Here is a 24,307-nt window from a genome sequence, read left to right on the forward strand (position 1 = left end):
GCCCGGGCCCGCGTCCGACACCCGGACCCCGCGGGCCGGCGCCGGCCCGCGGGGTGCCCTGTCACAACTCCGCGGCCTGCCCGGTCATGTCTGCCGAAAGCCCGCACGGCGTGCGGCATGGCGTGAGGGAGGGGAAGGCATGGCACGTCCGGCTGACTGGAGTCCCGTCGACATGGACTCCGATCCGACTCCGGGCGATCCGCGGGAGGTTCGCACCCTGGCCGAGGAGTTACAGACGTTCGCGGACGACGTCGGCCAGGCGCTGGGGAGAATCCGTGGGATGGCCTCGGATCGGGCCGTCCTGGACTGGGCGGGGCTCTCGGCGGACGCGTTCCGACGGGAGTTCGACGGCGTGCCGAGCAACCTGACCAAGCTCCAGACGTCCTACGACCTCTGTGCGCGGGCCCTGGACGCGTACTGGCCGAAGCTGGAGACGGCGCAGGGCATGGCGGACCGGGCGCTGGACCGGGCCATCGCCGCGGGCAGCGATCTCGCCTCCGCGCAGGCGCGGTTGGACGACGCGGAGGAGTGGGTGACCCGGGCCGGCCGCGAGTCGGACCGGCTCCAGCGCGAAGGCGAGCGCGCCGACGTGCCCCCGCCCGACGAGGCGGACGTGCGCGCCGCCACCCGCGACGCCCAGGCCGCGCAGAGCGCTGCCTCCGCCGCGCGGGGCCAGGTGGACGCCGCCCGGGCCAGCCTCGACGCGGCCCGCCAGCTCGCCCAGGAGGCCCTGGAGTTGCGGGAGCAGGCCGCCCGCGAGTGCGCCCGGGGCATCGAGGAGGCGTCGGACGCCGGAATCCAGAACCGCCGCTGGTGGGAGCGGCTGCTCCACTGGCTCGCCGAGGCCTGGGACACCATCGTCGAGATCTGCAAGGTCATCGTCGCCGTGCTCGGCGTCGTCGTCGCGATCATCGGCGGGCCGCTCGCCTGGGTCGTCGTCGGCGCGGGCCTGGTCGTGCTCGGCGACACACTCATCAAGTACGCCAACGGCGAAGGCACCCTGCTCGACATCGCCTTCGCCGCGCTGGACTGTGTCCCGGGCCTCAGGGGCATCACCACGGTCGGCGGCCTGGCCCGAGGCGCACGTGGCGTCCGAGGCTCCGCCGCCACCGGGTTGCGCGGCCAGGCCATCGGAGCGCGGGGCCTCGGGCGCCGCGTCCGCGGTCAGGCCCGGGAGATGCGGGGGGTGTCCGCGCGAGCCGACCCCGTCGACATGGCCACCGGCGAGGTGCTCATGTCCGCGACCGACGTGGAACTCCCGGGCGCCCTGCCGCTGGTGCTCGAGCGGCACCACCGCACCGGCGTCCGCTCGGGCACCTGGTTCGGCCCCTCCTGGTCCTCCACGCTCGACCAGCGGCTGCTGCTCGACGCGCACGGCGTGCGGCTGTGCGCCGAGGACGGGATGGTGCTGTACTACCCGCGCCCGCTGCCCGACGCGACGGTGCTGCCCGTCGAGGGCCCGCGCTGGGAGCTGGCCTGGCACGGCGAGCCGGGCGGCACCCTCACCGTCCACCAGCGGGAGACCGGCCGAACCCTCCACTTCGGGCCGGTGCCCGGCCGGCTCGGCGGGGAACTGCCACTGACCGTGACAACGGACCGCAACGGCAACCGCGTTCGCGTCGAGTACGACGAGTCAGGCGCGCCCGCCGGCATCGTCCACGACGGCGGCTACCACGTGGGCGTCACGGTCGAGAACGGCCGCGTCGCCGAACTCCGGCTGCTCAGCGACCCCGACCAGCCCGTCCTGCGCCGCTACGGCTACGACGCGGCGGGGAACCTCGCCCAGGTGTACGCCTCGTCGGCGCGCCCCCTGGAGCTGTCCTACGACCACAAGCGCCGCCTCACCGGCTGGCGGGACCGCAACGACACCTGGTACCGCTACGTCTACGACGAGCGTGGCCGCTGCGTCGCCACCGAGGGCAGCGGCGGATTCCTGAACAGCGCCGTCGCCTACGACGCGAAGGCCCATCGCACGCTCTTCACCGACTCGTTGGGCAACACCACCGCGTACCAGTTCAACGACGCCTTCCAGCTCGTCGAGGAGACCGACCCGCTGGGCAATTCCACCCGCCGCACCTTCGACCGCTACGACCGGCTCACGACCTTCACCGACCCGCTGGGCCGTACGACGATCCTCGAACGCGACGCGCACGGTGACGTGGCGACCGTGGTCCGCCCGGACGGCACCCGCAGACGGGCGAAGCACAACGCGTTCGGCCAGCCGACCGAGATCGTCGAAGCCGACGGGGGCGTCTGGCGTCAGACGTACGACGAGCGCGGCAACCTCCGCTCCGTCACCGACCCGGCCGCCGCCACCACCCGCCACACCTACGACGAGCGCGGCCGGCACACGTCGACCATCGACGCGCTGGGCAACGTCACGCGGCTCGAGCACGACGCGGCGGGCCTGACCGTCCGCACGACCGATCCACTCGGTGCGGTGCTCGCCGTCGCACATGACCCCCGGGGCAGGGTCGAGCGGATCACCGGCCCCCTCGGCGCCGCCACCAGCCTCGACTGGACACCCGAAGGTCTCCCCGCCCGCGCGGTCTACCCCGACGGCGGGGTGCGGCGCTGGGCCTACGACGACGAGGGCAACCTGCTGCGGGACTCCGACGAGGCGGGCGACGACATACGCTTCGAGTACGGCCCGTTCGACGTGGTGTCCGCCCAGGAGCAGGCCGACGGCGCCCGCTACTCCTTCACCCGTGACACCGAGCTCCGTATCACCCGGGTCACCAACCCGGCCGGCCTGACCTGGGACTACACCTACGATGCCGCTGGACGCCTGGTCGCCGAGTCCGACTTCGACGAGCGGCGCCTCAGCTACACCTACGACGCCGCCGGCCAGTTGACATCCAGGACCGACGCCGCGGGGAACGTCACCCGCTACGAGTACGACGCCAACGGCCTCACCACGGCACAGGTCTCGGGCGACATCCGCACCCGGTTCGTCCACGACCCGGTCGGCCGAATCACCCGGGCCGTCAGCGCCGACGCCGACGTTCGCCTCCGCCTCGACCCCCTCGGCAGGATCCTGGAGGAGACGACCAACGGCCGCACCGTCGCGCACGAGTACGACGCCCTCGGCCGACTCGTCGCCACGACGACACCGACCGGACACCGCACGACGCGCACCTACGACTCCGCCGGTCGGCACACGTCCCTCGTCAGCGACGGCCGGGTCCTGACCTTCGAACGCGACCTGGCCGGGCGCGAGACCAGGCGCGGCGCGCCCGGCGGGATCAGCCTGGAGCACCACTGGGACGCCATGGGGCGGCTCGGCCGCCTGACCCTGGGGGTCGAGGGGAGGACCACTCTCGAGCGCGACTACCGGTACGCCAGGAACGGTTACCTCTCGGAGATCCGCGACGCCCACGCCGGAAGGACCACGTTCCAACTCGACCCGCAGGGGAGGATCACCAGTGCGAGGGCGCCCGGTTGGTCCGAGCGCTACGCCTACGACGCCGCGGGAAACCTCGCCACGAGCGACCGGCCCGCCGGTCCTCCCGCGCGGGGCCACGCCGGCACCCACAGCCACACCCACACCTACGCGGGAACCCGCGTCACCCGGGTCGGGAACACCCGCTACGCGTACGACGCGGCAGGACGCACGGTGCTGCGCCGGAAGAAACTCCTCTCCTCGGGCGCCTTCCGCACCTGGCGGTACGAATGGGACGCGGAGGGCCGCCTGGTCGGGGTCACGACCCCCGACGGCACGCGGTGGCGTTATCGACACGACCCCTTCGGGCGCCGTGTCGCGAAGGAACGCCTCGACCCGGCGGGCGAGGTCGTCGAGCGGACGGACTACGCCTGGCACGGCTACGTCCTCATCGAGCAGTCGACGGTCGCCGCCGACCGGCCCCACCGGACGACCCTGACGTGGGACCACGACGGTGCGCGCCCGCTCGCACAGAGCGAACGCGTGGTCATCTCCGCGCGCGACGCCCCGCAGGAGGTCATCGACGCGTCCTTTCACGCGATCGTCACGGACCTGGTCGGAACCCCCACGGAACTGGTCGACGCGTCAGGGAACGTGGCCTGGCGGTCCCGTGCGACCGTGTGGGGCGTCCAACCGGGCAGCGAATCCGAGACGACCACCCCGCTCCGTTTCCCCGGCCAGTACGAGGACCAGGAAACCGGCTGGCACTACAACGTCCACCGCCATTACGACCCGGAAATCGGCCGCTACACCTCGCCCGACCCGCTGGGGCTCGCACCTGCCCCCGACCCCGTGAGCTATGTGCGCAACCCACACGTGACGGGCGACCTGATCGGCCTGTCTCCCTGCACTCCGGCGGGCCCAGGAACCCAGGTCACCAGAGCGTCCTGGCCGGCCGACAGAGAGGGCCGGATCGCCCGGACCTATCACGGGTTGACCGCGGGACCATCCGGAACGAACCGCCCCGACGACGAGCTGGTGCTCAGCGGACACGGCCATGTCGAGAAGCAGGACGCCCCGACGTTCATCGTTCCGGAGGGTACCCACCTTGCCATGTACGGGCGCCACCGAGACACCATAAGCGACAGGCTGGGTGGCATCATCGAGACGGCCGATCCGATGCCGATGTACGTCTACAAAGAGGGCACGAAACTGCCGGACTACCTGCTGCTTCCGCCGACGGGTCTCACGATTCTCGGCGGTTCCCGCACCAGAACGGTCAGCACCCCGACCCGTCTCTCCGATCTGCTTTCGCCAAACATGGGCCGCGTACACTGGGCGGCCTGTCGAGTTGAGCGATAGGGGTCGACATTCCCAGGCCGAGGGGGCCACGATGACGTACTTCTCCGACCTCTCTCCCTACACGTTTCTGCCGGAGAGCATTCCGCCGGATGTCGCCGCCGTCAACGTCGGGTGGCTCGATTCCCGACATGCCTTTGACACGGGTGCGGTTCCGGACGAATTCACCGAAAAGCTGGGCCGCCTGTGCCGCGACTCCCCGCACGCCAGGACCCGGGGCCATCACGGGTGCGAGCTCCCGCACGCCGACGAGCCCGCGCCGTGGCCGGTCACCGCCGACATCGACGGCGAGTCAGTGCCGCTCGGCTCCGCCGAGGTGCGGGTCGTGTCCCGGACGGGCACGTGGCTGGTCGCTCCCAACCTCGTCCACCACTACGTCGTTCGCCACGCCTACCGGCCGCCCGCGGAGTTCGTCGAGGCCGTCGTCGCCCTGCGCGTCGCCGACTCCGGATAGCCGGCGGTGGGCGCCGCGCTCGCCCGGCGAGCGCGGCGCCCACCCGCGGGGTCAGCCGTTGGAGAAGCGGCCGGCCTGGGCGAGGATCTCCTCAGGGTCGTCCAACGCGGGGTAGATCCAACGGGTGTTGATGTCCTGCTTGATGGCCTTGGCCTCCTGGCGCGTCGACACGACGGTGCGCTCCCACCCCTCGGTGACCACGGCGCCGGCCGGACCGAGGTCAAGGCAGGTGACGTACGGGTCGGGGGCGAAGGGCACCGGCGTGGTGCCCAGGAGGTCGGCGGCCACGTTGTGTCCGGCGCACTTGCCCATCGGATGGGCGTGCTGGCAGCTCTGCACCGTGAGGTGCCCCTCCTCGGCGACGGCGGCCGCGGTGTCGCCGGCCGCGTAGACGTCGGGCACCCCGACGACCCGCATGTACGCGTCCACGGTGAGCCGGCCGAGGCGGTCACGTTCCCCCGGGATCTGCGCGGTGAGCTGGCTGGCGACCATGCCCGCCGTCCACACGACCGTGGCCGTGGGGATCACCTCCCCGTCCGAGAGCGTGACCTCGGTGGAGGTCGCCGACGCCACGGTGCGCCCCAGGCGTCGCTCGATCTTCAACTCGTCGACCACGCCGTCGAGGTAGTGCCGGGGCCCGTCGCCGAGTTCCGGGCCGATGACGTCGGAGCGGTCCACCAGGACGACCCGCGCCTCCTCGCCGGCGATCGTCCGCAGCCGCCCACAGAGTTGGGTGGAGAGCTCAAGGCCGGTGAAGCCGGCGCCCACCACCACGGCCGTGTACCGCCCGGCCGCCGCCGGGTGCCTGGGCAGCCGCCGCAGGTGGTGGTCGAGCGCCGTCGCGGCGGGCAGGGTGTCGATGTCGAAGACGTGCCGCGCGCCTGGGAAGTCGGGCACCACAAGACGGCTGCCGGAGGCCAGCACGAGCCTGTCGTAGGACAGTTCAAGGTCGTTCCCCGCGCGCCCGACGGCCCGGACGGTACGGGCCCGGGTGTCCACGCCGGTCACGGTCCCCGCGATCCTGCGCACGCCGATCGGGCCGAGGACCCGGTCCAGGGGCACCCGCATCATCTCGGGATCGTTCTCGTACAGCCGGGGACGGATGACCAGGTCGTCACCGCCGCTGATCAGCGTGATCCGCAGCTCGTCGCCTGCCGCCCCGGCGGCGCGGGCGGCCCGGACGGCTCCCGCCGCGCTCCACACGCCGGCGAAGCCGCCGCCGATCACCAGGATGTCTTCCATGGACGTTCACCTCTCTGGACGGTCGCGGGCCGGAGAGAGCCGGCCCGTCTCACCAGAGGGACAGGACAGCCGGCCCGTTCGTGACACGGCCCGAGCACGGCGGTCCGTGCGCTCAGCCGCCCAGTGACGCCACGTACGGAAGGAGCTTGGCGGGATTCATCATCCACATGATCCGATCGATGCCCTGCGCCGAGGCGTCGACGGACAGCAGCGCCACGGGGGTCTCGCCGTGCGAGACGAGGACGGCTGGCCGCGCGTTCGCCTCGACCCACCGGATGCTCGCCGGCGGCCAGAACCGCGGTGCGAAGGCGACCAGGTACCTGGAGACACGCGGCCGTCCGAGAACCGGGATCTTCGACGCGCCACGCACCCCACCGCCGTCGGAGTAGCTGACGACGTCCGCCGCGAGCAACTCCTCGAGCGCCGGCAGATCGCCCGTCCGCGCCGCCGTGAGGAACGCTTCCAGCAGTCGCCGGTGGTCCACCGCGCTGACCGGCTCCCCGCGCTCGGCCGCCAGGTGTTTTCGCGCCCGGCTCACCAACTGCCGGGCGTTGGCATCGCTCGTCCCGAGGATCGCCGCGACCTGCCGGTGCGGGTAGTCGAAGGCCTCCCGCAGCACGTAAGCGGCCCGCTCCATCGGGTTCAGCCGCTCCAGGAGAAAGAGGACCGCCAACTCCACCGCCCCGCCCCGTTCCGCGCCCAGCTGGGGGTCGGCGGTGGTGTCGACCGGCTCCGGCAGCCAGGGCCCGACGTAGGACTCACGCCGCACCCTCGCCGACTGCGCGACGTTGATCGCCAGCCGGGTGGCCACCGTGGACAGGTAGGCCGCGGGCTCGACGATGTCGGCACGGTCGGCCTTCTGCCACCGCAGCCACACCTCCTGGACGACGTCCTCGGCCTCCGCGGCACTGCCGAGCATGCGGTACGCGATGCCGAAGAGCCGGGGCCGCGCCGCGATGAAGTCCCTCGTGGCCCGCTCGAGAGAGGACGCGTCAGACTCGTCGGCGCGCACGGCAACCCCTTCAGCTCTGGACGGCACGCTCACGATAGTTGCCCAGAGGACGGCCGAACACCCGGGGTGCCGTGCTCCTGACTCGTTGTGCGCGCTGCCCGCTCCGCCGGTGCGGACGCGCGGCGAACGGCTGTCGGCGCGCCGGGTGCCCGGTTCCGACAGCCGTCGGCTTACCGGTGCCTCGGCCGCGTGACACGGTGCGGATACCGCGAGCGGTGACGGCAGGCCACGGGAGGGGCATGCGTCGTCGCCGGGGGTGATGTGCCGCGTATCCGGAGGAGGGAACATGATCGGCATCACTCGCAGGCGCCACAGCTCCGCGAGGTTCTCGCCGTCAGCGACAGCACCGCGCGCCGAACGCCGGCAGGGCCGGCGCGGACGGCCCGCGCTGCTGGCCGTCGTCGTCGCCGCCCTGGCGGCCTCCGTGCTCTCCGCTCCGCCGTCGTCGGCCGCGTCCGCCCCGTGGGCCGCCTGCACCAACGGCTACGTCGGCCTGACGTTCGACGACGGACCGAACCCGGCCACGACGCCGGCGCTGCTCAACGCCCTGCGTGCCGGCGGGGCCAGGGCCACCTGGTTCGTCTGGGGCCAGCGGGCGCAGCAGAACCCGAGCCTGCTGCGGTCGACGGTCGAGGCCGGCATGTGGATCGGCAACCACACCTGGACCCATCCGCACCTCACGCAGATCGGGCAGGCCGCCGTCCACGACGAGATCTCCCGGACCCAGACGTTCCTGCGGCAGGCCACCGGGCAGACCCCGACGCTGTTCCGGCCGCCGTACGGCGAGACCAACGCCCAGGTGCGTGACACCGCGCGGCAGCTCGGCATCACGGGCGAGGTGATGTGGAACGTCGACTCCCGCGACTGGGCCGGCGCGAGTACCGCCCAGATCGTCCAGGCCGCCTCCACCCTGCGGAACGGCGACATCATCCTCATGCACGACGGCTACCAGACCACCGTCAACGCCGTCCCGCAAATTCTCTCCGGCCTCTCCAGCCGCGGCCTGTGCCCGGGGCGAATCGTCGGCGGCACCGACCTGCGGCCGATCGTCACCGCGCCCTAGTCGCCACGTCGCCGGCCGACCGACCGCGTGCCGAGGTTTGGGACGGCTCGGGGCAAGGAACCCGGCGGACGCCATGGCTGAGAAAGCGGAGGAACAACAGACCAGCGGCGCCGGCACGGCGGTTGACGTGCTGCGCGCGGCGGGCGCGGAGTTCGCCGGACTGACCGGGCTGCGCGCGGAGGCGGTGACCCGCCTGGAACGCACCAGCGACGGCTGGGTCCTGGAGGCGGAGGTGACCGAACTCGCCCGCGTCCCGAACTCGATGAGCCTGATGGCCAGCTACGAGGTCACGGTCGACGAGCGAGGCGGGATCACCGGCTACCGTCGCGTCCGCCGCTACGAACGGGGTCGGCCCGATCCGCGCTGAGGACGGGCCGACCCCGGAGGACGGCAGGAGAGAACCCATGACAACAGCCACCCCGGCAGCACCCTCGACGGCCGCGGGCCCGCGGAACAGCGGGCTGTACGACGTCCTGGAACTGATCCTCGACCGCGGCCTCGTGATCGACGCGTTCGTGCGCGTCTCCCTGGTCGGCATCGAGATCCTCAAGATCGACGTACGGGTCGTGGTCGCCAGCGTGGACACCTACCTGCGCTTCGCCGAAGCCTGCAACCGCCTCGACCTCGAGTCGGGCGCGAGCAGGGAGCCGGGCGTCCCCGAACTCGTCGGCTCGGCGACCGAGTCGGGCGCCCGGGGCAAGTCCAAGGGGGCGATCGCGGGCGCCGCCGAGTCGATAGCCGACGCCTTCCGCTCCGGCTCGGACTCCGCGGAGTCGGGCCGGACCGAGAAGGAGCCGGGCAAGGCCCGCCGCACCGCGGGGGCCACCCGCCGCGAGAAGGAGGCCGAATGACCACCTACGTCTACGCCGTCACGCCGGCCCCGCCGCCCGAGCTCCCGAAGGACGTGGTGGGCGTCGGCGACCCGCCCCGCGCGGTCCGGGTGGTGCGGGAAGGCGAGCTGGCGGCTGTCGTCAGTGAGTGCCCGCCGGGTACGCGCCCGCGGCGGCGCGATCTCTTCGCCCACCAGCGGGTGTTGACCATGGTCGCCGCGGCCGGGCCCGTGCTTCCGCTGCGCTTCGGCAGCGTCTGCCCGGACGACGACGCGGTGCGCGACACGTTGGCGGAGCACGCCGCCTTCTTCCGCGACCAGTTGGAGTCGGTCGTCGGGCGGGCGGAGTACAACGTGAAGGCGATTCACCGCGAGGAGGTGGTGCTGCGCACCCTGCTCGCCGAGGACGCGCGGATCCGCGAGCTGAACCAGGCGACCAGGGTGCGCGGTGGCGCCCACCGGGACCGTCTCGAGCTGGGACAGCTGCTGGCCGAGGGCGTGTACCGGCGCCGCGAGCAGGACGCCAGGGCCGTGACGGAGGCCCTCGGCCCGTACGCCGAGCGGGTGCACCGGGGGGTGGCGGGCGCGGACCGGGTGCTGAACCTGTCGCTCCTGGTCGGCCGTGAGGAGGCCGCGGGCCTGCTCGCGGCCATCGAGGCCCAGCGCGAGGACAACCCGCAGCTCGAACTCCGGGTCACCGGGCCGCTGCCGCCGTACAGCTTCGTGCGCACCCCGCCGGCCCACGAGACGGAGGCGGCACGATGACGGGACTGCTGCACGAGCTCCTGCTCCTGCCGCTCGCACCGGCCCGCGGCACCGGCTGGGTGATCAAGCAGGTCGTCCGGGAGGCGGAACGGCGCTACTACGACCCGGCGGTGGTCCAACGGGAGCTGGCGGAGCTCGAGGACCGCCTGGTCGGCGGGGAGATCGACACGGACGAGTTCGAGCGCCACGAGGAGGAACTCCTCGACCGTCTCGACCACCGGGCCGGCACGGGAGCCCCGTCGTGAGCGCGCCGGTCGCCGGCCCCTATGGCGCCCTGGAGACCGGGGGAGGGGCGAATCTGGCGGACATCCTCGAACGGGTGCTTGACAAGGGCGTGGTCATCGCCGGGGACATCCGGGTCAACCTTCTCGACATCGAACTGCTGACGATCAGGATCCGGCTGCTGGTGGCCTCGGTCGAACGGGCCAGGGAGATGGGCATCGACTGGTGGGAACACGACCCCGCCCTCTCCTCCGGCGCTCGGTCCCGTGAACTCGCCGACGAGAACGAACGGCTGCGGCGACGTGTCGCCGCGCTCGAGGAACGGGAGCAGACCAGGTGAGCGACGAATCGACGCACGCCGTGAGGAAGAACGCGGAGGAGGACGGCCGGCGGAACCTGTGGTACGTGTACGCGGTCACCCGCTTCGAGGGCGCGGAATCCGTGCGGCAGGACCTGCGTGGGTTCGGGGGCGGCCAGGTCCACGCGGTGCGGAACGGCGCTCTCGCCGCGGTGGCCAGCCAGGTGCGCGCGACGGACTTCGCCGAGGAACCCCTGCGGAGTCACCTGGAGGACCTGGGCTGGGTCGAACGGACGGCCAGGGGGCACCAACGCGTGGTGGACGGGCTGCTGTCCGCGGGCTGCGTGCTGCCGATGCGCCTGGCCACGGTCTGTCGGGACACGGCGGGGGTGCACCGGCTCCTGACCGAGAACCGGGCCCGCTTCGAGGCGGCCATCGAGAGCCTCGAAGGACGCGCCGAGTGGGGCGTCAAGGTCTACGCCGACCCCTCGTCGGCCGCGCCCTCGGACGGCCCGGCCACCACCGCGCCCGCCTCGGGGCGCGACTACCTCCGCCGACGGCGGGAGAGCGTCCGGGCCACCGACGACGCCAGCACGCGCGCGGCGGAGGCGGTCCGCGAGGTGCACGACGCGCTCTCCGCGGCTGCCGAACGGTCCCGGCTGCACCCGCCGCAGGATCCACGCCTCTCCGGCGAGCCGGGGCAGAATCTGCTCAACGCCGCCTACCTGGTGCCACGCGATCGGGAACAGGAGTTCTCCGCCCTGGCGGCGCGGCTGGCAGGTCGCCTCCCCGGGCAGCGCGTCACGCTGTCCGGCCCGTGGGCGCCGTACTCCTTCAGCTCGACCGCGGCCGGCGCCACGGACGACGCCGAGGGGAGCGCTTCCGGTGACTGATCCCGCGGCGCGTCAGGTAGCACTGGTCGACCTGCTTGACCGGCTGCTGGCGGGCGGCGTGGTGCTCTCCGGTCAGCTCACGCTGGCGATCGCCGACGTCGACCTGGTGCGCATCGACCTCAACGCCCTGATCAGCTCGACGACGACCGCGGAGCCGCCATGAGCGCCGGACGCGGCGCGAGGCGGGTCGACGTTGACCAGGACGCCGTGGAACGCGATCTGATGCGGCTCGTGCTCACGGTCGTGGAACTGCTACGCCAGCTCATGGAACGGCAGGCGCTGCGACGCGTGGACCAGGGGGACCTCACCGAGGACCAGGAGGAGCGGATCGGCCTGACGCTCATGCTGCTCGAACGGCGGATGGCCGAACTCCGGGCACGCCACGGGCTGACCGTCGAGGACCTGAACCTGGACCTCGGCCCGCCGGGCCCCCTGCTGTCGGCGGGCCCCGAACCACCTCCGCCGCCGACCCCCCACCAGCGTTCGGCGTCGGAGCCGAACGACTCGGCCGTGTCGCGTCGCTGGTGAGAGACTTGCTCGGAGCCGGAGCCGGAGCCGGAGCCGGAGCCGGAGCCAGCCGATCAATGACGCGAGGGAGACGCGCGGTGCCCACGGGAGTAGCCATCCACGACGTGCGCGACCAACTGTTCGACGCCGCCGAGCGCGTCCTGCTCCGGGACGGGCCGAGCGCGCTGACCAGCCGGGCGGTCACCACGGAGGCAGGGGTCGCCAAGGGCGTCCTGCACCGGCACTTCGCCGACTTCGACGCCTTCCTCGCCGAGCTCGTGCTGGACCGCGTCGCCCGGCTCGACGACCGGATCACCACCCTGCGCGGGTCAGCCGGCACGGGCACCGTCGCCGACAACCTCACCCACGCGCTGACCGACCTCTTCCGGCCGGTCGCGGTGTCGATCGTCAGCCTCGTCACCTCGCGTGACGAACTGCGCGCCCGGCTCCGCCGGACCAGGCCGACCGGCATCCCGTTCCTGACGGACACCGCGATCGGGATCGCCTCCTACCTCACGGCCGAGCGCGGACTCGGCCGGATCGCCGCGGACGCCGACGTGGACACGCTCGCCCCCACACTGGTCGGGGCCGTGCACATGCTGGCCGCCGACCGGCAGGGCACCCAGCCTGAGGCCGGAGCCGTCCACCGGGTCGTGACCGCCGTCATCGCCGGTGTCGAGCGGGCACCACGGCGGCAGTAACGGCGCTCGAACGACACCGACCCCCTCGGAGCGCCGTTGACCGGGCGGGCGGCCGACCGTACGGTCACAGGGCCTTCAGCTCCAACACCCCCCACCGCGCGGGCCGGTTGACGTGCCCGGCGTACTGGAGAGGACGGTAGGGACCATGCCGACATCGCATCACCTCGCCTGGGCCGTCGGCGCGCTCGCCGTGTGTGCCGCCGTCGCGGGACCCGCCTCGGTCTGGGCCGCGCCGCCTGAGGCCGCCACCCCGTACCAGGAGCACGGGCGGCTCGCGGTCTGCGGCACCACCCTGTGCGGCGAGGACGGCGAGCCGGTGCAGCTGCGCGGCATGAGCACCCACGGCACGCAGTGGTTCGAGCACTGCGTGACCGGCGTTTCCCTCGACGTCCTCGCCCAGGACTGGGGAGCGGACGTGGTGCGCGTGTCGACGTACGTCCAGGAGGACGGGTACGAGACCGACCCCGCGTACTTCACCGACCTGGCGAGCCGCGTCATCGACATGGCGACCGAGCGCGGCCTGTACGTCATCGTGGACTGGCACATGCTCAGCCCCGGCGACCCGAACGCCAACACCGAGCTGGCCAAGCGGTTCTTCACCGACATCACCGCCCGCCACGGCGACCAGGACAACCTGTTCTACGAGATCGCCAACGAGCCCAACGGCGTCGGCTGGGAGTCCATCAGGAGCTACGCCGAGGAGATGATCCCGGTCGTGCGCGCCGGGGACCCCGACGCCGTCGTCCTCGTCGGCACCCGCGCTTGGTCCTCGCTCGGCGTCTCGGACGGCTCAGACGAGTCCGAGGTCCTGGCCGATCCGGTGGACGCCGACAACATCATGTACACCTTCCACTTCTACGCCGCCTCCCACCGCGACGCCTACCTCCAGGCGCTCTCCCGGGCAGCGGACCAGATCCCGGTGTTCGTCACCGAGTTCGGCACTCAGGACTACAGCGGCGACGGCCCGAACGACTTCGCCATGGCCCAGCGGTACATCGACCTGATGGCGGAGAAGGGCATCAGCTGGACCAACTGGAACTACTCCGACGACTTCCGCGCAGGCGCCGTCTTCCAGCCCGGCACCTGCGCCAGCGGGCGGTGGTCGGACCCGGCGTCCCTCAAGGAGGCCGGAGTGTGGATCAGGGACCGCGTCTCCTGACCTCGCGACGCCTGGTCGAGCGTGCCGTCGTCCGACCTCACGTCCGGGCGGGCGCGGAGGGGCCGACGAGTTCCGTCAGGACGTCCGCCATGGTCAGGTACCCGAGCAGGGTGCCCTTGTCGCTGGTGACGGCCGCCAGGTGGGTGGAGGTGGCGCGCATCGCGGTGAGCGCGTCGTCCAGCGGTGTCTCAGGACGCAGTCGCAGTGCCGGGCGCAGGGACTCGCGGGGCATCGGCCGGTCCCGTTCGAGGACGCCGAGGGCGTCCTTGACGTGCAGCACGCCCACCACGGTTCCGCCGGGTCCCGTGACGGGGAAGCGCGAGTAGCCGGACGTGGCCGCGGCGCGTTCGAGACCGCGGGGGGTGATGCGGTGGTCGACCGTCGTCATGCGGCTGGCGGGGACGGTGATCTCGGCTACGGTGCGGGTGCCGAGTTCGAGGGCGTCGCGCAGCCGCTCGCTCTCGGCGTCCTCCAGCAGGCCGGCGTCCGAGGAGTCCTTGACGATACGGGCCAGCTCCTCGTCGGTGAACACCGACGCCACCTCGTCCCTGGGCTCCACCCGCAGCAGCCGCAGCAGCGCGTTGGCGAACGCGTTGATCCCGAAGATCACCGGGCGCAGCGCGCGGGTGAGGGCCACCAGGGTCGGGCCGAGGAGCAGCGCGGTGCGCTCGGGCGCGGCCAGCGCGATGTTCTTGGGCACCATCTCGCCGACGAGCATGTGCAGGTAGGTCGCCACGGTCAGGGCGATGACGAAGGAGACGGGGTGGACGAGGCCGTGCGGGACGTGGGCGGCCTCGAACGCCGGCTCGAACAGGTGCGCGATGGCCGGTTCGGCGACGGCGCCGAGCACCAGCGAGGACACGGTGATGCCCAGCTGGGCGGTGGCCAGCATCGGCGAGAGGTGTTCGAGGGCCCACAGCACGGTCCGGGCGCGGCGCTCGCCGGCCGCCGCGCGGGGCTCGATCTGGTCGCGCCGCACCGAGATCAGGGCGAACTCGGCGCCGACGAAGAACGCGTTGGTCAGCAGCGTGAGCGCGCCGACGAGGAGTTGCAGGGCGATCATCGGGCGTCCTCCAGGGCCTCGGCCGGCCGGTCCGCGGGGGCGGGGGCGGTGATGCGGACCCGGTCGGCGCGGTGCCGGGCGGTGGCCAGGACCGTCAGCCGCCAGCCGGCGACCTCGAGCACGTCGTCCGCGGCGGGTATCCGTGCGAGGCGGTGTGCCAGCAGCCCGGCGAGGGTCTCGTAAGGACCGTCGGGCACGGGCATGCGCAGGGCGGCGGCGAGCTCGTCGACGCGGAGGCCGCCGTCGGCCTCCCAGGTGTGGGGGCCCGCGTACAGCAGGTCGGGGTCCTCGAGCGGGTCGTGTTCGTCGCGGACCTCGCCGACGACCTCCTCCACGATGTCCTCCAGCGTCACCACGCCGGCGGTGCCGCCGTACTCGTCGACCACGACGGCCAGGACGGCGTCGGTGCGGCGCAGCCGGTCGAGCAGTCGGTCCACCGGCACGGTGTCGGGCACCAGCAGCGGCTCACGCACGAGCGCGGTGACGGACGTGCGGGGACGGTCCTCCTCCGCCACCGCGAGGACGTCCTTGATGTCCACCACGCCGACGACGTCGTCGAGGTCGGCCTCGTAGACCGGGAACCGGGAGTGGCCGGTGGCCAGGGTGAGGTTGGCGGCGTCGGCGGCGTTGGCCGACGCCTGCAGGGCGTGGACGGCGACGCGCGGGGTCATGACGTTCTCCGCGTTCAAGTCGCCCAGGTGCAGGGTGCGCACGAACAGGTCGGCGGCGTCCTGTGGCAGCACCCCCTCGGCCGCCGAGTGCCGGGCCAGGGCCACCAGTTCCCGCGGGGTGCGGGCGGAGGCCAGCTCCTCGGTCGGTTCGAGGCCGAACCGCCGCACGAGGTGGTTGGCGGTGTCGTTCAGGTGCCGGATGAGCGGCCCGAACAGGGAGGTGAACGCCCGTTGCGGGCCGGCGACCACCTTCGCCACCGGCAGCGGCCTGGAGATCGCCCAGTTCTTCGGCACCAGCTCGCCGATCACCATCAGCAGCACGGTCGAGAGGACCACGCCGAGCACGGTCGCGACCGGGCCGGCGGAACCGCCGAGGCCCGCGGCGTCGAGCGGGCCGCGCAGGAGCGTCGCGAGCGAGGGCTCGGCGAGCATGCCGATCACCAGGGAGGTGACGGTGATGCCCAACTGGGCGCCGGACAGCTGCAACGTCAGGCGCCGCACGGCGGCCAGCGCGCCCGCGGCGCCCTGCTCGCCCGCCTCGGCGGCGCGTTCCAGTTCCCCGCGTTCGATCGTGGTGAGGGAGAACTCGGCGGCCACGAACACCGCGCAGGCGAGCATGAGCGCCACGGCCAGCGACAACAGCAGGATCTCGGTCACCGTGTCACCCCCTCGCCGTCCTGCGGGTCGAGATCGCACGGGGTGACACAGTGCGTACTGGGAGGCTCGTCCACGGGGTGAGACACGCTCCTGTTCGAATCTGTCGGGGGCTGCGGGGGCCGTGTGAACGGCGCCGGTGGCTCGGGTGGTGCGAGACTACACGCTTGTAGAGCGGTGCTGGAGGCCCCTGACAGCGCGGTGCGGGCTCCGCTACAGGCCCGGGATCCGGCCGTTGCGGAACAGGTCGACGAAGATCTGGTGATCGGCCCTGGCCCGAGCCCCATAGCCGTGGGCGAAGTCCACCAGCAGCTCAGGCAGACCCGCCTCGTCGGCCGCGAGTGCCTCGTCGATCGCCCGCTCGGTGGAGAACGGGACGAGCGAGTGGCCGCTCGAGTCGTCGGCGGCCGCGTGCATCGTCGCCGTGGCGCGGCCCAGGTCCGCGACGAGCTCCGCGATCTCGGCCGGGTCGTCGAGGTCGGACCAGTCAAGGTCCACGGCGTACGGCGACACCTCGGCCACCAGCTGCCCGGCGCCGTCCAGCAGGGTCCAGCCCAACCACTGGTCGGCGTGTGCCTGCAGCGCCCGCTGCGAGATGACGGTGCGGTGCCCCTCGTGGTGGAAGTAGGAGCGCACCCGCTCGTCCGCGACGTGCCGGGAGACCGCGGGCGTCTGCGCCTGTTTGAGGTAGATCACCACGTCGTTCTCGAGGGCGTCGCTGTTGCCCTCCAGAAGGATGTTGTACGAGGGCAGCCCCGCGCTGCCGATGCCGACGCCGCGGCGGCCGACGACGTCCTTGACGCGGTAGGTGTCGGGCCGGGACAGGCGGGAGGGCGGCAGTGACTCCAGGTATCCGTCGAAGGCGGCCAGCACCTTGTCCCGCGCGGCCGCGTCGAGTTCGATCGCGCCGCCCCCGGGTGTGAACCGGCGCTCGTGGTCGCGGATCTCGGTCATCGAGTCCAGCAGGCCGAACCGGGTCCGCGTCCGCGCGTCGCGCAGCGCGCCGAGCAGCGGTCCGCGGGCCGTGTCGAGCGTGAACGGCGGCACCTCGGCGGCGGAGGCGCCGGCGGCCAGTGCCGCGATACGCTCGCGGTAGGCGGCGGCGTAGGCGCGGACAAGATCGCCTATCACGTCGTCGCTGAGTGCCTTGGTGTAACCGAGCAGGGCCACCGAGGCGGCGAAGCGCTTCAGGTCCCACAGGAACGGGCCGACGTACGCCTCGTCGAAGTCGTTGACGTTGAAGACCAGCCGCCCGTTGGCGTCCATGTAGGTGCCGAAGTTCTCGGCGTGCAGGTCACCGTGGATCCATACCCGCGAGGTGCGTTCGTCCAGGAACGGGCCTTCGGCGTGTTCCTCGTCCAGGTCCCGGTAGAAGAGGCAGGCGGTGCCCCGGTAGAACGCGAAGGCGGAGGCGGCCATCTTGCGGAACTTCACCCGGAACGCGGCCGGATCGGCCGCCAGCAGGTGGCCGAAGGCGGTGTCGAGGACGGCGAGTATCTCCTCGCCACGCTCCTGCGCCTGGGCCGACATGACCCGCTGCGACGACATGGCGAGGTGCCTCCTGAGTGCCCGACCCGGCTCCGTGCCCGGGATCTCCCCACCGGAGGCTACTCGCGGCCCGTTGGGCCGGGCCGCACGAGCCGGGAGAATTCTTACCTGATTTTGGTCATTCTTGATCGTCTCTTTTCTGCGTGCTGGTGGGTCGGGTCGAAGGCTGAGGGTGCCACTGTCCGGTGCCTCATCGATCTCTCCACGAGGTGTGCCCACCATGTCCTCTCGCGTCATACGGACGCGTATGTCCGCCATAGCCGGAGTCGCCACCCTGACGGTCGTCACGGCCGCCTTCAGCCCGCACGGTGACGACACGGACTCCCGCCACGGCGCCGCAAGCGCCGCTTCGGTGAACGCCGGGGCCCACGGCGAAGAGACCGAGGAGCGGGAAACCGTCCACTGGAGCTACCACGGCCACACCGGCCCCGAGCACTGGGCGACCCTCTCGAAGGACTTCGCGGCATGCGGCGCGGGCCGGGAACAGTCGCCCATCGAGCTCCCGGAGGACACCCGATCGGTGCCTCGACCGATGCGGCCATCACCATCGACTACGAACCGGTGACCGCGGAACTGGTGAACAACGGTCACACCGTGCAGGCCAACGTGTCCCCGGGCAGCCGGATCGTCGTCGACGACACCTCCTATGAGCTGCGGCAGTTCCACTTCCACCTCCCGAGCGAGCACACGGAGGACGGGGAAACACCGCGATGGAGATGCACTTCGTCCACGCGGACGCGGCGGGCAACCTCGCCGTCGTCGGGGTCCTGGAGCAGGAGGCGGGAGACTCCGCCTTCACGGATCTCTTTCGGACGCTCCCGACCGAGGAGGGCGAGGAGGTGGCGATCGACGAGCCGATCGACCTCACCGAGTTCCTGCCGGACGACCGCGACCAGTACCAGTAGGCCCTGTTCTCCTATAGCTACGGCGAGAGGACATGTAGCTCAGCGTGATTTCAGGGCCTCTGCTGGAGTACCGGGGCTCGGGGACAGCTGCGTTGCTCATGGAGGCGAAGTCGGTGTGGGCCTGTTCGACGGCTTCCGGGTACACCTCGCGCTTGGCGTGCTCGGCCGGATGGGCCGGCTACGGCTACTGCGCCTCCCACTCCCGCTTCTTCTGGGGCCTACGCCTCCACCTGCTGTGCACACCCGCCGGACTCCCCGTCAGCTGGGCCCTGGCCAACCCCAAGGCCGATGAACGTGAAGTGCTCCTCGGCATGCTGGCCAACGAACCGGAACTCCTGGCCGCCCACCCGGGACAGACGATCATCACGGACAAGGGCTACGTCTCACGCGACCTGGACCGACAGCTCGCGGACGGGGGACTGCGGCTACTGCGGCCGTCCTACCGCAACCACGCACCCCGCCCCGGCCAGCACCTGTTGAAGTCCGTCCGACAGCTGATCGAATCCGTCAACGACACCCTGAAAGGCCAAATGGCGCTGGAACAGCACGGAGGCCGCACACCCGCGGCGTCACCGTCCGCGTCGGCCAACGCATCCTCGCCCTCACAGCCGCCATCTGGCACAACCGCACCACCGGCCAACCCACCACCCGCTCACTGATCGCCTTCGATCACTGAGATCGACATAACTCGTCTAGGACCACCGAGGCCCTCACCTCGGAGGCGTCCCGAAGGCGGCAGCGGTGCTCGGCACAGCTGGACACGAGGGCCAGGCGCCACACCAGGTCTGCGCCGCGCTCCGGATCGGCGGCGCAGAGCGGGCAGGCCCGCCAGGCAGCGGGGTAGCTCGCCGGCGTCCTGCGGCTGACCCAGGGCCGCGTAGTGGACGTCCCGGTTGTCCTCGAAGTCCGCGGGCAGGTCGTCCTCCGGGGTGCGCCACCGGTTCGCGCCCACCACCCAGATCTCCCGCCGACGCAACGCGTCCCGCAGCGCCACGAGCACGCACAGCTCGTACGGGATGCGCTCCACCCGGCCCTTGTCGTCCACCACCGACGCCCGCCACTGCTCCGGGACCACGCCCTCCAGCGGCGCGCTCTCGGCCGGATCGAAGAGCGCGCCTTCCTTGATCGGCTGGTCCAGGTACCGCTGGAGCAGGTCGATCGCGTCCATCACCGGCCGGTAGGCGGTGTTGTTGCACTTCAGCTCCAGCGCCCGCAGCAGCGGCGACAGCATCCGCCGCCAGTGCGCCGAGTAGGACGACCGCAGCACGGTACGGACCCGGGCCTTGTAGCGGGCCTCGTTCGCCGCGGCCTCCGCCGCCAGCGCCTTGAGTGTCTTCTCCCCGCCGACCACGGGGTAGATCACCCGCCGCACCGTGCCCGACGGCTCCGACAAGGCCGCCTCCGCGACCCGCAGCAGCATCGCCTCCTTGCCCCGGACCTCCCTCAGCTCCGCCCCCAGCTCCTTCTCACCCTCCGCTCCGCACGCGTGTTGATCTTCAGTACGAGCTGGATGAACAGGTCCACCAGCGAGTCGGTGATCTCCGTCTGCCGCACGTGGCACAACGTGGCCAGCAGTGTCAGGCGCCGCGGCGGCTTCATCCGCTCCAGGTTCGCCGGGTACTCCTTCGACGCCCGCGCCCGCCAGGCGTCCACGAGCTTCTCCGACACGTCCGCGAACAGGTCCGCGGGCAGCTCCAGGCGCCGCACCCGCTCCAGCTTGTTCACCTCCGCCAGCAGGCTCTCCAGGCCCGGAGCACCGGGGTCGGTTTTCAGCTCGGGGGCGTGCGACCGCCCGCCCCCGGCCGCCGCCCTCGACGCCCTGCTCGGTTCCGTCGCCCGCGATCAGGTCCTCCAGCCGTGAGCGGGTCGCGTGACCGAGCCGGTCCAGCGTGCTCGGAGGAACCGCTTTTCGAAGTCCTTGACCGCCTTGCCGACCAGCCGCCGCACCTGCCCGGGCGCCGGCGGTTCGACGTGGTCGTTGCGGCGCCGGGCCACCACCGCGGCCGCCAGCCGGTCCTGGTCCTCCTCGGTGTTCGCCCGGAACCCGTACGCCGCCCGGAGCTCGCCCCGATGCCGCTGGGCCTTGCTCTGCCAGTCGTACTCCGCCCACGCCCCGGCCGGGACCTTCACCTGCGGGGCGACGTACTCCACCGCGGCGGCCGGCACCTCCCTGACCGACTCCGGGAACCGGGCCTCCACCTCGAAGAACTTCAGCAACAGCGCGAACCCGAGCCGGGTCACCCCGGACTCGTTCCGCACCCCGCTTCATGTCGTCTTCGAGCAGCGTCCAGACCTCGATCAGGTCCTCCGGCTCCCAGTCCTGCCGCACCCCGCCCCCCTCCACCCCAACCGAGATCACTCGTTCAGCTCAACGAGGCGCCCAGTCAGGGGAAACGAGCGTCAGGGCAATCACACGGCGCTACATGTCCGTTCGCCGTAGCTATACGAGAACAGGGCCCAGTACGACGGTTCCCTGACGACCCCGCCCTGCACCGAGGGCGTCAGGTGGATCGTGCTCGACGACCCCGTCCCCGTCACTCCGGGCCACGCCGCGCACCGGCACCTGCTCCACAAGAGCAACCGGCCGACCCAGCCGCTCAACGACCGCCTGGTGACCGTCGTCGAGGACTGACGGCGACGAACGGGCGAGGCCGGGGACATCACCCACGTCAGGTGATGTCCCCGGCGGGCCCTTGGCCCGGTGGTCACGCCCGGCACCGCACGCGGGCGTCACCCGGGAGCCGCCGGCGTCAGACGTGGTCGCCGACGAGGGCGAGGCACTGGATGACGGCGAGGCCGTACTGGGCGCTCGCGTTGGTGCTGAGCGGCGCCTCGTCGACGGGGTTGAGGACGGCCGGGCCCTCGACGCGCTCGGAGGTGAAGTCGTGGCCCTCGGGGTAGCCGGCGTGGCCGGCGCGCAGTTCCTGCCATGCGCGTCGGGCGAGCGCGTCGTCGCCCAGCCGCACGGCGGCGTAGGCGGTGGCTCGGGAGTACGCCTGGCGAAGGTTGAGGCTGCCCCAGGAGGAGCCGGTCTCCTCGCGCTGTTGGTCGGCGCTCGAGTTGTAGAGGCGGCAGAACCTGACCCACTGGGCGGTGACCCGCTCGTCGTCGATCAGTTGCAGGAGCTCCGTCATGAGCTCGATGAGGCCGAAGACGGAGCTGAGACTGCCGATGCTGATGCTGGGCTCGGAAGGGCCGGTGAAGCGTCCGTCGGCGAGGTTGTACGTGACCTCTCCGCCCTGCGCCCAGGCGTTGGGCAGCGCGGCGATGGTGGTGGCGCCGTTGATCAGCTTGGTGCGGGCGATCTCGTCGCCGTCGCGTTCCCACTCGGTGAGCCAGGCGAGGGCGAGTGATCCCCAGTCGGTGGACTTGCCGACGCGGAGGGCCTCTGGGGCTGGGTAGAAAGGCTCGTCGGTGAGCTTGCGGCCGGGGTCGAGGACGAGGAAGGTGCGGTCGGCGTCGACGAGTTCGCGCAGGACGTCGCCGACCCGTTCGTCCGCGGTGAGGAAGTAGAGGAACCGCTTGTAGCCGGCGTTGCTGATCCGGACCTGTTTGGCGCTGTCCGCCCAGTGCTGGACGCCGTGCCGGGTGCCCAGGCCCTTCCACTCGCCGAGGTGGTACATGTCGACCTCGCCGGTGTGGCGGGTCATCGCCTCGGCGAAGCGGAACGCCTCGGCGTCGCCGGTGCGCAGGTAGTGGTACCACAGCCACAGGTCCGTGGAGAGTTCCGAGTTGTCCCAGGCGTAGCCGCCGACGTCGTAGCGCCACGCGTGCCGGTCGTCGTCGTAGCTGTGCATGACGTCGCCGTAGTCCCAGAAGCCGTACCAGTGACGCTGGTCGACCGAGTCGACGTAGTAGCGGTGCATCAGGGCGAGGTTCTCCTCCAGCTCCTCCTTCGCGGCAGTGGAGCGGTCGACCGGGGACCAGGCGCCGAACACCCCGGCCGAGTGGTTGTGTTCCGGCGGACTGGCCAGCAGGGGCGGGGTCGCGTTGGCGTCGGCGAGGGCGGAGAAGCGTTCGGCGGTCGGTGTGGCTTCCAGGGCCCAGAACGTCAGCTCGGTGGTGCGGGCGACGCCGTGGGGGGTGCCGAAGCCGGGCTCGTAGTCCTCGTAGGTGATCTCCAGGCCCTCGAGCTGCTCGGGATAGGTGTCCTGCCCCAGGCCGTCGTGGTAGAACCGCAGGTCCATCGCGCCCGCGCGCGGCGACCACATCCACACCGTGGCCTGCGCGGTGTCGCTGGCGGCGCCGCTGATCTCCAGTTCCGTCGGGTGCAGTTGCCAGAAGTTCCGCATGCCGAAGGCCAGGCCGCCGCTCGGCGAGCCGACGTACGCCAGGCCCCTGGCCCGCCCTCCGCCGTCGACCCGGAGCCAGGAGTGGCCACGCTTGGTGCGCTTGTGGATCTCGAAGCCGTTGGCAGTGAGTTGGTGGAGGCTGTGGTCGCCGAAGGCCGGGATGTACTGGAGCCGGGTGGTGACGCGTTGGTCCCAGGTGGCGGGGTCCGGGGTTGCCTGGCCGGCGACCTGTGCCCGCCGGACCGCCGCGCCCGGGTCGCGGCGCAGCCCGGTGATGCCGCGCACGGCCTCGGCGAGCACGCCCTGGCCCGGGCCGGCGAACCGGACGTGCCGGTCGTGCGGCTCCCCGCGCATCGGCACGTCGAACCGGACGCCGAGGCCGTTGACGAAGTCACGCTCGGCGTCGCCGTCGTAGACGAAGGTGTGCACCACGCGGATCGCGTCCGAGCCGGCGTACAGGTAGAAGCGGACGGTGAACGGCAGCCAGGCCCGGCGGTCCTTGCGGTGCTTGCCCTCGATCTTGACGACGGCGCGCACGGGTCCTTCCTGCTCGACCGTCACCTCGTCGATCGCGCTGGTGAAGGACTGGCTGCGCACCGTCTCGGGAAGGTCGGTGCTCGGTCTGTCCTGGCGGGAGGCGATCAGCAGTCCACGCTCGGCGATGACGGTGTCGCCGCGCCGGATGGACTCCACGAGGTGCTCGCCGTCGCGCCGGAAGGCCACCTTGATGACGCCGGTGTCCACGGTGATCCGCCGACCGCCGCCGCTGACCGTGACGGGGGTCGCGGGGTGGGCGGCATCGCCGGGGGCGAGGCGGTAGCTCTCGGCGCGCGGGTCGGCGCCACTGACCGCGTGGGCCGTCCACTTCACCGAACCGTCCGGCCACCACCCGGTGGTCCACGACTGCACGGGTATGGACGCGCCCGAGTCCGACTCCAGCGAGAACTCCTGGTCGGGGGCGATAGCGCCGCGTGGCCAGGGGACTCCGAAGGTCGTGCCGGCCGCCAGCTCGGCGGGCGTGCCGCCCTCCAACCACCGCACGGTGACCGGGGCGTGGCCGGTCGGTTCGGCGGGGCGCGTCGCCTGCTCGGCGCGGGGCTCGGCGGCAGCGGCGGTGCGCGAGGCGAGCAGGGCGGTGGCGCCGGCGGCGGCCGCCGAGGCCAGGACGTTGCGTCGACTGATGTGAACCACGATGGTCAGCTCCTCCGGGGAAGCGGCGCGTCCCGCACTTTGACGCAACTTCCGTCATGGGTCAATAAGTTCGATCGAAAGCTGCCAGATTCATGTA

23 protein-coding genes and 3 pseudogenes are annotated in these 24,307 nt (G+C 72.0%); 17 read left to right on the forward strand and 9 right to left on the reverse strand.

The window, feature by feature from the left end; translation table 11 throughout:
* Nucleotides 1-139: 139 nt before the first annotated feature.
* Together E1265_RS08505 and E1265_RS08510 are read left to right on the forward strand one after the other, a co-directional pair.
* Nucleotides 140-4,744, forward strand: coding sequence for a DUF6531 domain-containing protein (locus tag E1265_RS08505; RefSeq protein ID WP_132929635.1), 4,605 nt, complete (start codon nucleotides 140-142; stop codon nucleotides 4,742-4,744).
* 31 nt (nucleotides 4,745-4,775) lie between these two features.
* A complete protein-coding gene (locus E1265_RS08510) occupies nucleotides 4,776-5,195 on the forward strand; it encodes a hypothetical protein (protein WP_132929636.1) in 420 nt (139 codons plus the stop codon).
* A gap of 51 nt (nucleotides 5,196-5,246) precedes the next feature.
* On the opposite strand, the gene E1265_RS08515 is transcribed toward E1265_RS08510, so the two are convergent.
* Nucleotides 5,247-6,437: an FAD-dependent oxidoreductase gene (locus E1265_RS08515; RefSeq protein WP_132929637.1), complete on the reverse strand. Its 1,191-nt coding sequence runs from the start codon at nucleotides 6,435-6,437 to the stop codon at nucleotides 5,247-5,249.
* A 112-nt stretch (nucleotides 6,438-6,549) separates the two neighbouring features.
* Nucleotides 6,550-7,449, reverse strand: coding sequence for an RNA polymerase sigma-70 factor (locus tag E1265_RS08520; protein WP_243740623.1), 900 nt, complete (start codon nucleotides 7,447-7,449; stop codon nucleotides 6,550-6,552).
* A gap of 286 nt (nucleotides 7,450-7,735) precedes the next feature.
* On the opposite strand from E1265_RS08520, the gene E1265_RS08525 reads away from it, so the two are divergent.
* The 11 genes and pseudogenes from E1265_RS08525 (at nucleotide 7,736) to E1265_RS08575 (ending at nucleotide 13,886) form a co-directional block, all read left to right on the forward strand.
* Nucleotides 7,736-8,512, forward strand: a complete 777-nt coding sequence (locus tag E1265_RS08525) for a polysaccharide deacetylase family protein (RefSeq protein ID WP_132929638.1) — start codon at nucleotides 7,736-7,738, stop codon at nucleotides 8,510-8,512.
* A 73-nt stretch (nucleotides 8,513-8,585) separates the two neighbouring features.
* A complete protein-coding gene (gene gvpO, locus E1265_RS08530) occupies nucleotides 8,586-8,879 on the forward strand; it encodes a gas vesicle protein GvpO (RefSeq protein ID WP_132929639.1) in 294 nt (97 codons plus the stop codon).
* Between the two features lie 37 nt (nucleotides 8,880-8,916).
* Entirely contained in the window at nucleotides 8,917-9,363 is a 447-nt protein-coding gene (locus tag E1265_RS08535; protein ID WP_132929640.1) for a gas vesicle structural protein GvpA, read from the forward strand.
* Complete coding sequence (locus E1265_RS08540; protein WP_132929641.1) at nucleotides 9,360-10,106, forward strand: GvpL/GvpF family gas vesicle protein; 747 nt, start codon at nucleotides 9,360-9,362, stop codon at nucleotides 10,104-10,106. Before E1265_RS08535 ends, E1265_RS08540 begins: the two co-directional genes overlap by 4 nt.
* Nucleotides 10,103-10,351: a gas vesicle protein GvpG gene (locus E1265_RS08545; protein WP_132929642.1), complete on the forward strand. Its 249-nt coding sequence runs from the start codon at nucleotides 10,103-10,105 to the stop codon at nucleotides 10,349-10,351. The genes E1265_RS08540 and E1265_RS08545 overlap by 4 nt, the downstream gene beginning before the upstream one ends.
* The gene (locus E1265_RS08550; protein WP_132929643.1) at nucleotides 10,348-10,668 is read left to right on the forward strand and encodes a gas vesicle protein; all 321 of its coding nucleotides are present in this window, start codon (nucleotides 10,348-10,350) and stop codon (nucleotides 10,666-10,668) included. The genes E1265_RS08545 and E1265_RS08550 overlap by 4 nt, the downstream gene beginning before the upstream one ends.
* Complete coding sequence (locus tag E1265_RS08555) at nucleotides 10,665-11,519, forward strand: GvpL/GvpF family gas vesicle protein (protein ID WP_243740624.1); 855 nt, start codon at nucleotides 10,665-10,667, stop codon at nucleotides 11,517-11,519. Before E1265_RS08550 ends, E1265_RS08555 begins: the two co-directional genes overlap by 4 nt.
* Nucleotides 11,512-11,682 carry a gas vesicle protein gene (locus E1265_RS08560; protein ID WP_132929644.1) on the forward strand — a complete coding sequence of 57 codons (171 nt, stop codon included), beginning with the start codon at nucleotides 11,512-11,514 and terminating at the stop codon, nucleotides 11,680-11,682. Before E1265_RS08555 ends, E1265_RS08560 begins: the two co-directional genes overlap by 8 nt.
* Nucleotides 11,679-11,957 (forward strand): annotated as a pseudogene (locus E1265_RS08565) (gas vesicle protein K); the annotation flags it as partial. The gene E1265_RS08560 and the pseudogene E1265_RS08565, both read left to right, overlap by 4 nt.
* A 167-nt stretch (nucleotides 11,958-12,124) precedes the next feature.
* Nucleotides 12,125-12,727 carry a TetR/AcrR family transcriptional regulator gene (locus tag E1265_RS08570; RefSeq protein WP_132929646.1) on the forward strand — a complete coding sequence of 201 codons (603 nt, stop codon included), beginning with the start codon at nucleotides 12,125-12,127 and terminating at the stop codon, nucleotides 12,725-12,727.
* 145 nt (nucleotides 12,728-12,872) lie between these two features.
* The gene (locus tag E1265_RS08575; RefSeq protein WP_132929647.1) at nucleotides 12,873-13,886 is read left to right on the forward strand and encodes a glycoside hydrolase family 5 protein; all 1,014 of its coding nucleotides are present in this window, start codon (nucleotides 12,873-12,875) and stop codon (nucleotides 13,884-13,886) included.
* Between the two features lie 37 nt (nucleotides 13,887-13,923).
* On the opposite strand, the gene E1265_RS08580 is transcribed toward E1265_RS08575, so the two are convergent.
* The 3 genes from E1265_RS08580 to E1265_RS08590 form a co-directional block, all read right to left on the reverse strand.
* Nucleotides 13,924-14,949, reverse strand: coding sequence for a hemolysin family protein (locus E1265_RS08580; protein ID WP_132929648.1), 1,026 nt, complete (start codon nucleotides 14,947-14,949; stop codon nucleotides 13,924-13,926).
* Nucleotides 14,946-16,277 (reverse strand): hemolysin family protein, encoded by a 1,332-nt coding sequence (locus tag E1265_RS08585; RefSeq protein ID WP_132929649.1) that lies wholly within the window; start codon nucleotides 16,275-16,277, stop codon nucleotides 14,946-14,948. Before E1265_RS08585 ends, E1265_RS08580 begins: the two co-directional genes overlap by 4 nt.
* A gap of 210 nt (nucleotides 16,278-16,487) precedes the next feature.
* A complete protein-coding gene (locus E1265_RS08590) occupies nucleotides 16,488-18,080 on the reverse strand; it encodes a DUF2252 domain-containing protein (RefSeq protein WP_347877167.1) in 1,593 nt (530 codons plus the stop codon).
* Between E1265_RS08590 and E1265_RS08595 the strand changes: the two genes are divergently transcribed.
* The 3 genes and pseudogenes from E1265_RS08595 to E1265_RS08605 all read left to right on the forward strand — a co-directional run.
* Entirely contained in the window at nucleotides 18,070-18,387 is a 318-nt protein-coding gene (locus tag E1265_RS08595) for a carbonic anhydrase family protein (protein ID WP_165953693.1), read from the forward strand. The genes E1265_RS08590 and E1265_RS08595 overlap by 11 nt on opposite strands.
* A gap of 145 nt (nucleotides 18,388-18,532) precedes the next feature.
* Nucleotides 18,533-18,727: a hypothetical protein gene (locus E1265_RS36905; protein WP_165953691.1), complete on the forward strand. Its 195-nt coding sequence runs from the start codon at nucleotides 18,533-18,535 to the stop codon at nucleotides 18,725-18,727.
* Nucleotides 18,728-18,891: 164 nt separating this feature from the next.
* Nucleotides 18,892-19,403 (forward strand): annotated as a pseudogene (locus E1265_RS08605) (transposase); the annotation flags it as partial.
* Here the strand turns inward: E1265_RS08605 and E1265_RS08610 are convergent.
* The 3 genes from E1265_RS08610 to E1265_RS08620 form a co-directional block, all read right to left on the reverse strand.
* Complete coding sequence (locus E1265_RS08610) at nucleotides 19,380-20,147, reverse strand: hypothetical protein (protein WP_132929652.1); 768 nt, start codon at nucleotides 20,145-20,147, stop codon at nucleotides 19,380-19,382. The pseudogene E1265_RS08605 and the gene E1265_RS08610 overlap by 24 nt on opposite strands.
* A gap of 23 nt (nucleotides 20,148-20,170) precedes the next feature.
* Nucleotides 20,171-20,452 carry a hypothetical protein gene (locus tag E1265_RS08615; protein WP_132929653.1) on the reverse strand — a complete coding sequence of 94 codons (282 nt, stop codon included), beginning with the start codon at nucleotides 20,450-20,452 and terminating at the stop codon, nucleotides 20,171-20,173.
* A gap of 117 nt (nucleotides 20,453-20,569) precedes the next feature.
* Complete coding sequence (locus E1265_RS08620) at nucleotides 20,570-20,968, reverse strand: DUF4158 domain-containing protein (RefSeq protein WP_165953694.1); 399 nt, start codon at nucleotides 20,966-20,968, stop codon at nucleotides 20,570-20,572.
* Between the two features lie 229 nt (nucleotides 20,969-21,197).
* Between E1265_RS08620 and E1265_RS08625 the strand changes: the two are divergent.
* Nucleotides 21,198-21,359, forward strand: a pseudogene (locus E1265_RS08625) (carbonic anhydrase family protein); the annotation flags it as partial.
* A gap of 118 nt (nucleotides 21,360-21,477) precedes the next feature.
* Here the strand turns inward: E1265_RS08625 and E1265_RS08630 are convergent.
* Nucleotides 21,478-24,210, reverse strand: coding sequence for a Tat pathway signal sequence domain protein (locus E1265_RS08630; protein ID WP_132929656.1), 2,733 nt, complete (start codon nucleotides 24,208-24,210; stop codon nucleotides 21,478-21,480).
* Nucleotides 24,211-24,307 lie beyond the last annotated feature (97 nt).

It is taken from the genome of Streptomyces sp. 8K308 (assembly GCF_004348315.1).
Classification (GTDB): Bacteria; Actinomycetota; Actinomycetes; order Streptomycetales; family Streptomycetaceae; genus Streptomyces.

What these genes read in the sequence shown, in the direction of transcription:
- E1265_RS08505 (WP_132929635.1), top strand. Translation starts at nt 140, where the DNA reads ATGGCACGTCCGGCTGACTGGAGTCCCGTCGACATGGACTCCGATCCG.
- E1265_RS08510 (WP_132929636.1), top strand. Translation starts at nt 4,776, where the DNA reads ATGACGTACTTCTCCGACCTCTCTCCCTACACGTTTCTGCCGGAGAGC.
- E1265_RS08515 (WP_132929637.1), bottom strand. Translation starts at nt 6,437, where the DNA reads ATGGAAGACATCCTGGTGATCGGCGGCGGCTTCGCCGGCGTGTGGAGC.
- E1265_RS08525 (WP_132929638.1), top strand. Translation starts at nt 7,736, where the DNA reads ATGATCGGCATCACTCGCAGGCGCCACAGCTCCGCGAGGTTCTCGCCG.
- gvpO (WP_132929639.1), top strand. Translation starts at nt 8,586, where the DNA reads ATGGCTGAGAAAGCGGAGGAACAACAGACCAGCGGCGCCGGCACGGCG.
- E1265_RS08535 (WP_132929640.1), top strand. Translation starts at nt 8,917, where the DNA reads ATGACAACAGCCACCCCGGCAGCACCCTCGACGGCCGCGGGCCCGCGG.
- E1265_RS08540 (WP_132929641.1), top strand. Translation starts at nt 9,360, where the DNA reads ATGACCACCTACGTCTACGCCGTCACGCCGGCCCCGCCGCCCGAGCTC.
- E1265_RS08545 (WP_132929642.1), top strand. Translation starts at nt 10,103, where the DNA reads ATGACGGGACTGCTGCACGAGCTCCTGCTCCTGCCGCTCGCACCGGCC.
- E1265_RS08575 (WP_132929647.1), top strand. Translation starts at nt 12,873, where the DNA reads ATGCCGACATCGCATCACCTCGCCTGGGCCGTCGGCGCGCTCGCCGTG.
- E1265_RS08580 (WP_132929648.1), bottom strand. Translation starts at nt 14,949, where the DNA reads ATGATCGCCCTGCAACTCCTCGTCGGCGCGCTCACGCTGCTGACCAAC.
- E1265_RS08595 (WP_165953693.1), top strand. Translation starts at nt 18,070, where the DNA reads ATGTCCGCCATAGCCGGAGTCGCCACCCTGACGGTCGTCACGGCCGCC.
- E1265_RS08590 (WP_347877167.1), bottom strand. Translation starts at nt 18,080, where the DNA reads ATGGCGGACATACGCGTCCGTATGACGCGAGAGGACATGGTGGGCACA.
- E1265_RS36905 (WP_165953691.1), top strand. Translation starts at nt 18,533, where the DNA reads ATGGAGATGCACTTCGTCCACGCGGACGCGGCGGGCAACCTCGCCGTC.
- E1265_RS08610 (WP_132929652.1), bottom strand. Translation starts at nt 20,147, where the DNA reads ATGCTGCTGCGGGTCGCGGAGGCGGCCTTGTCGGAGCCGTCGGGCACG.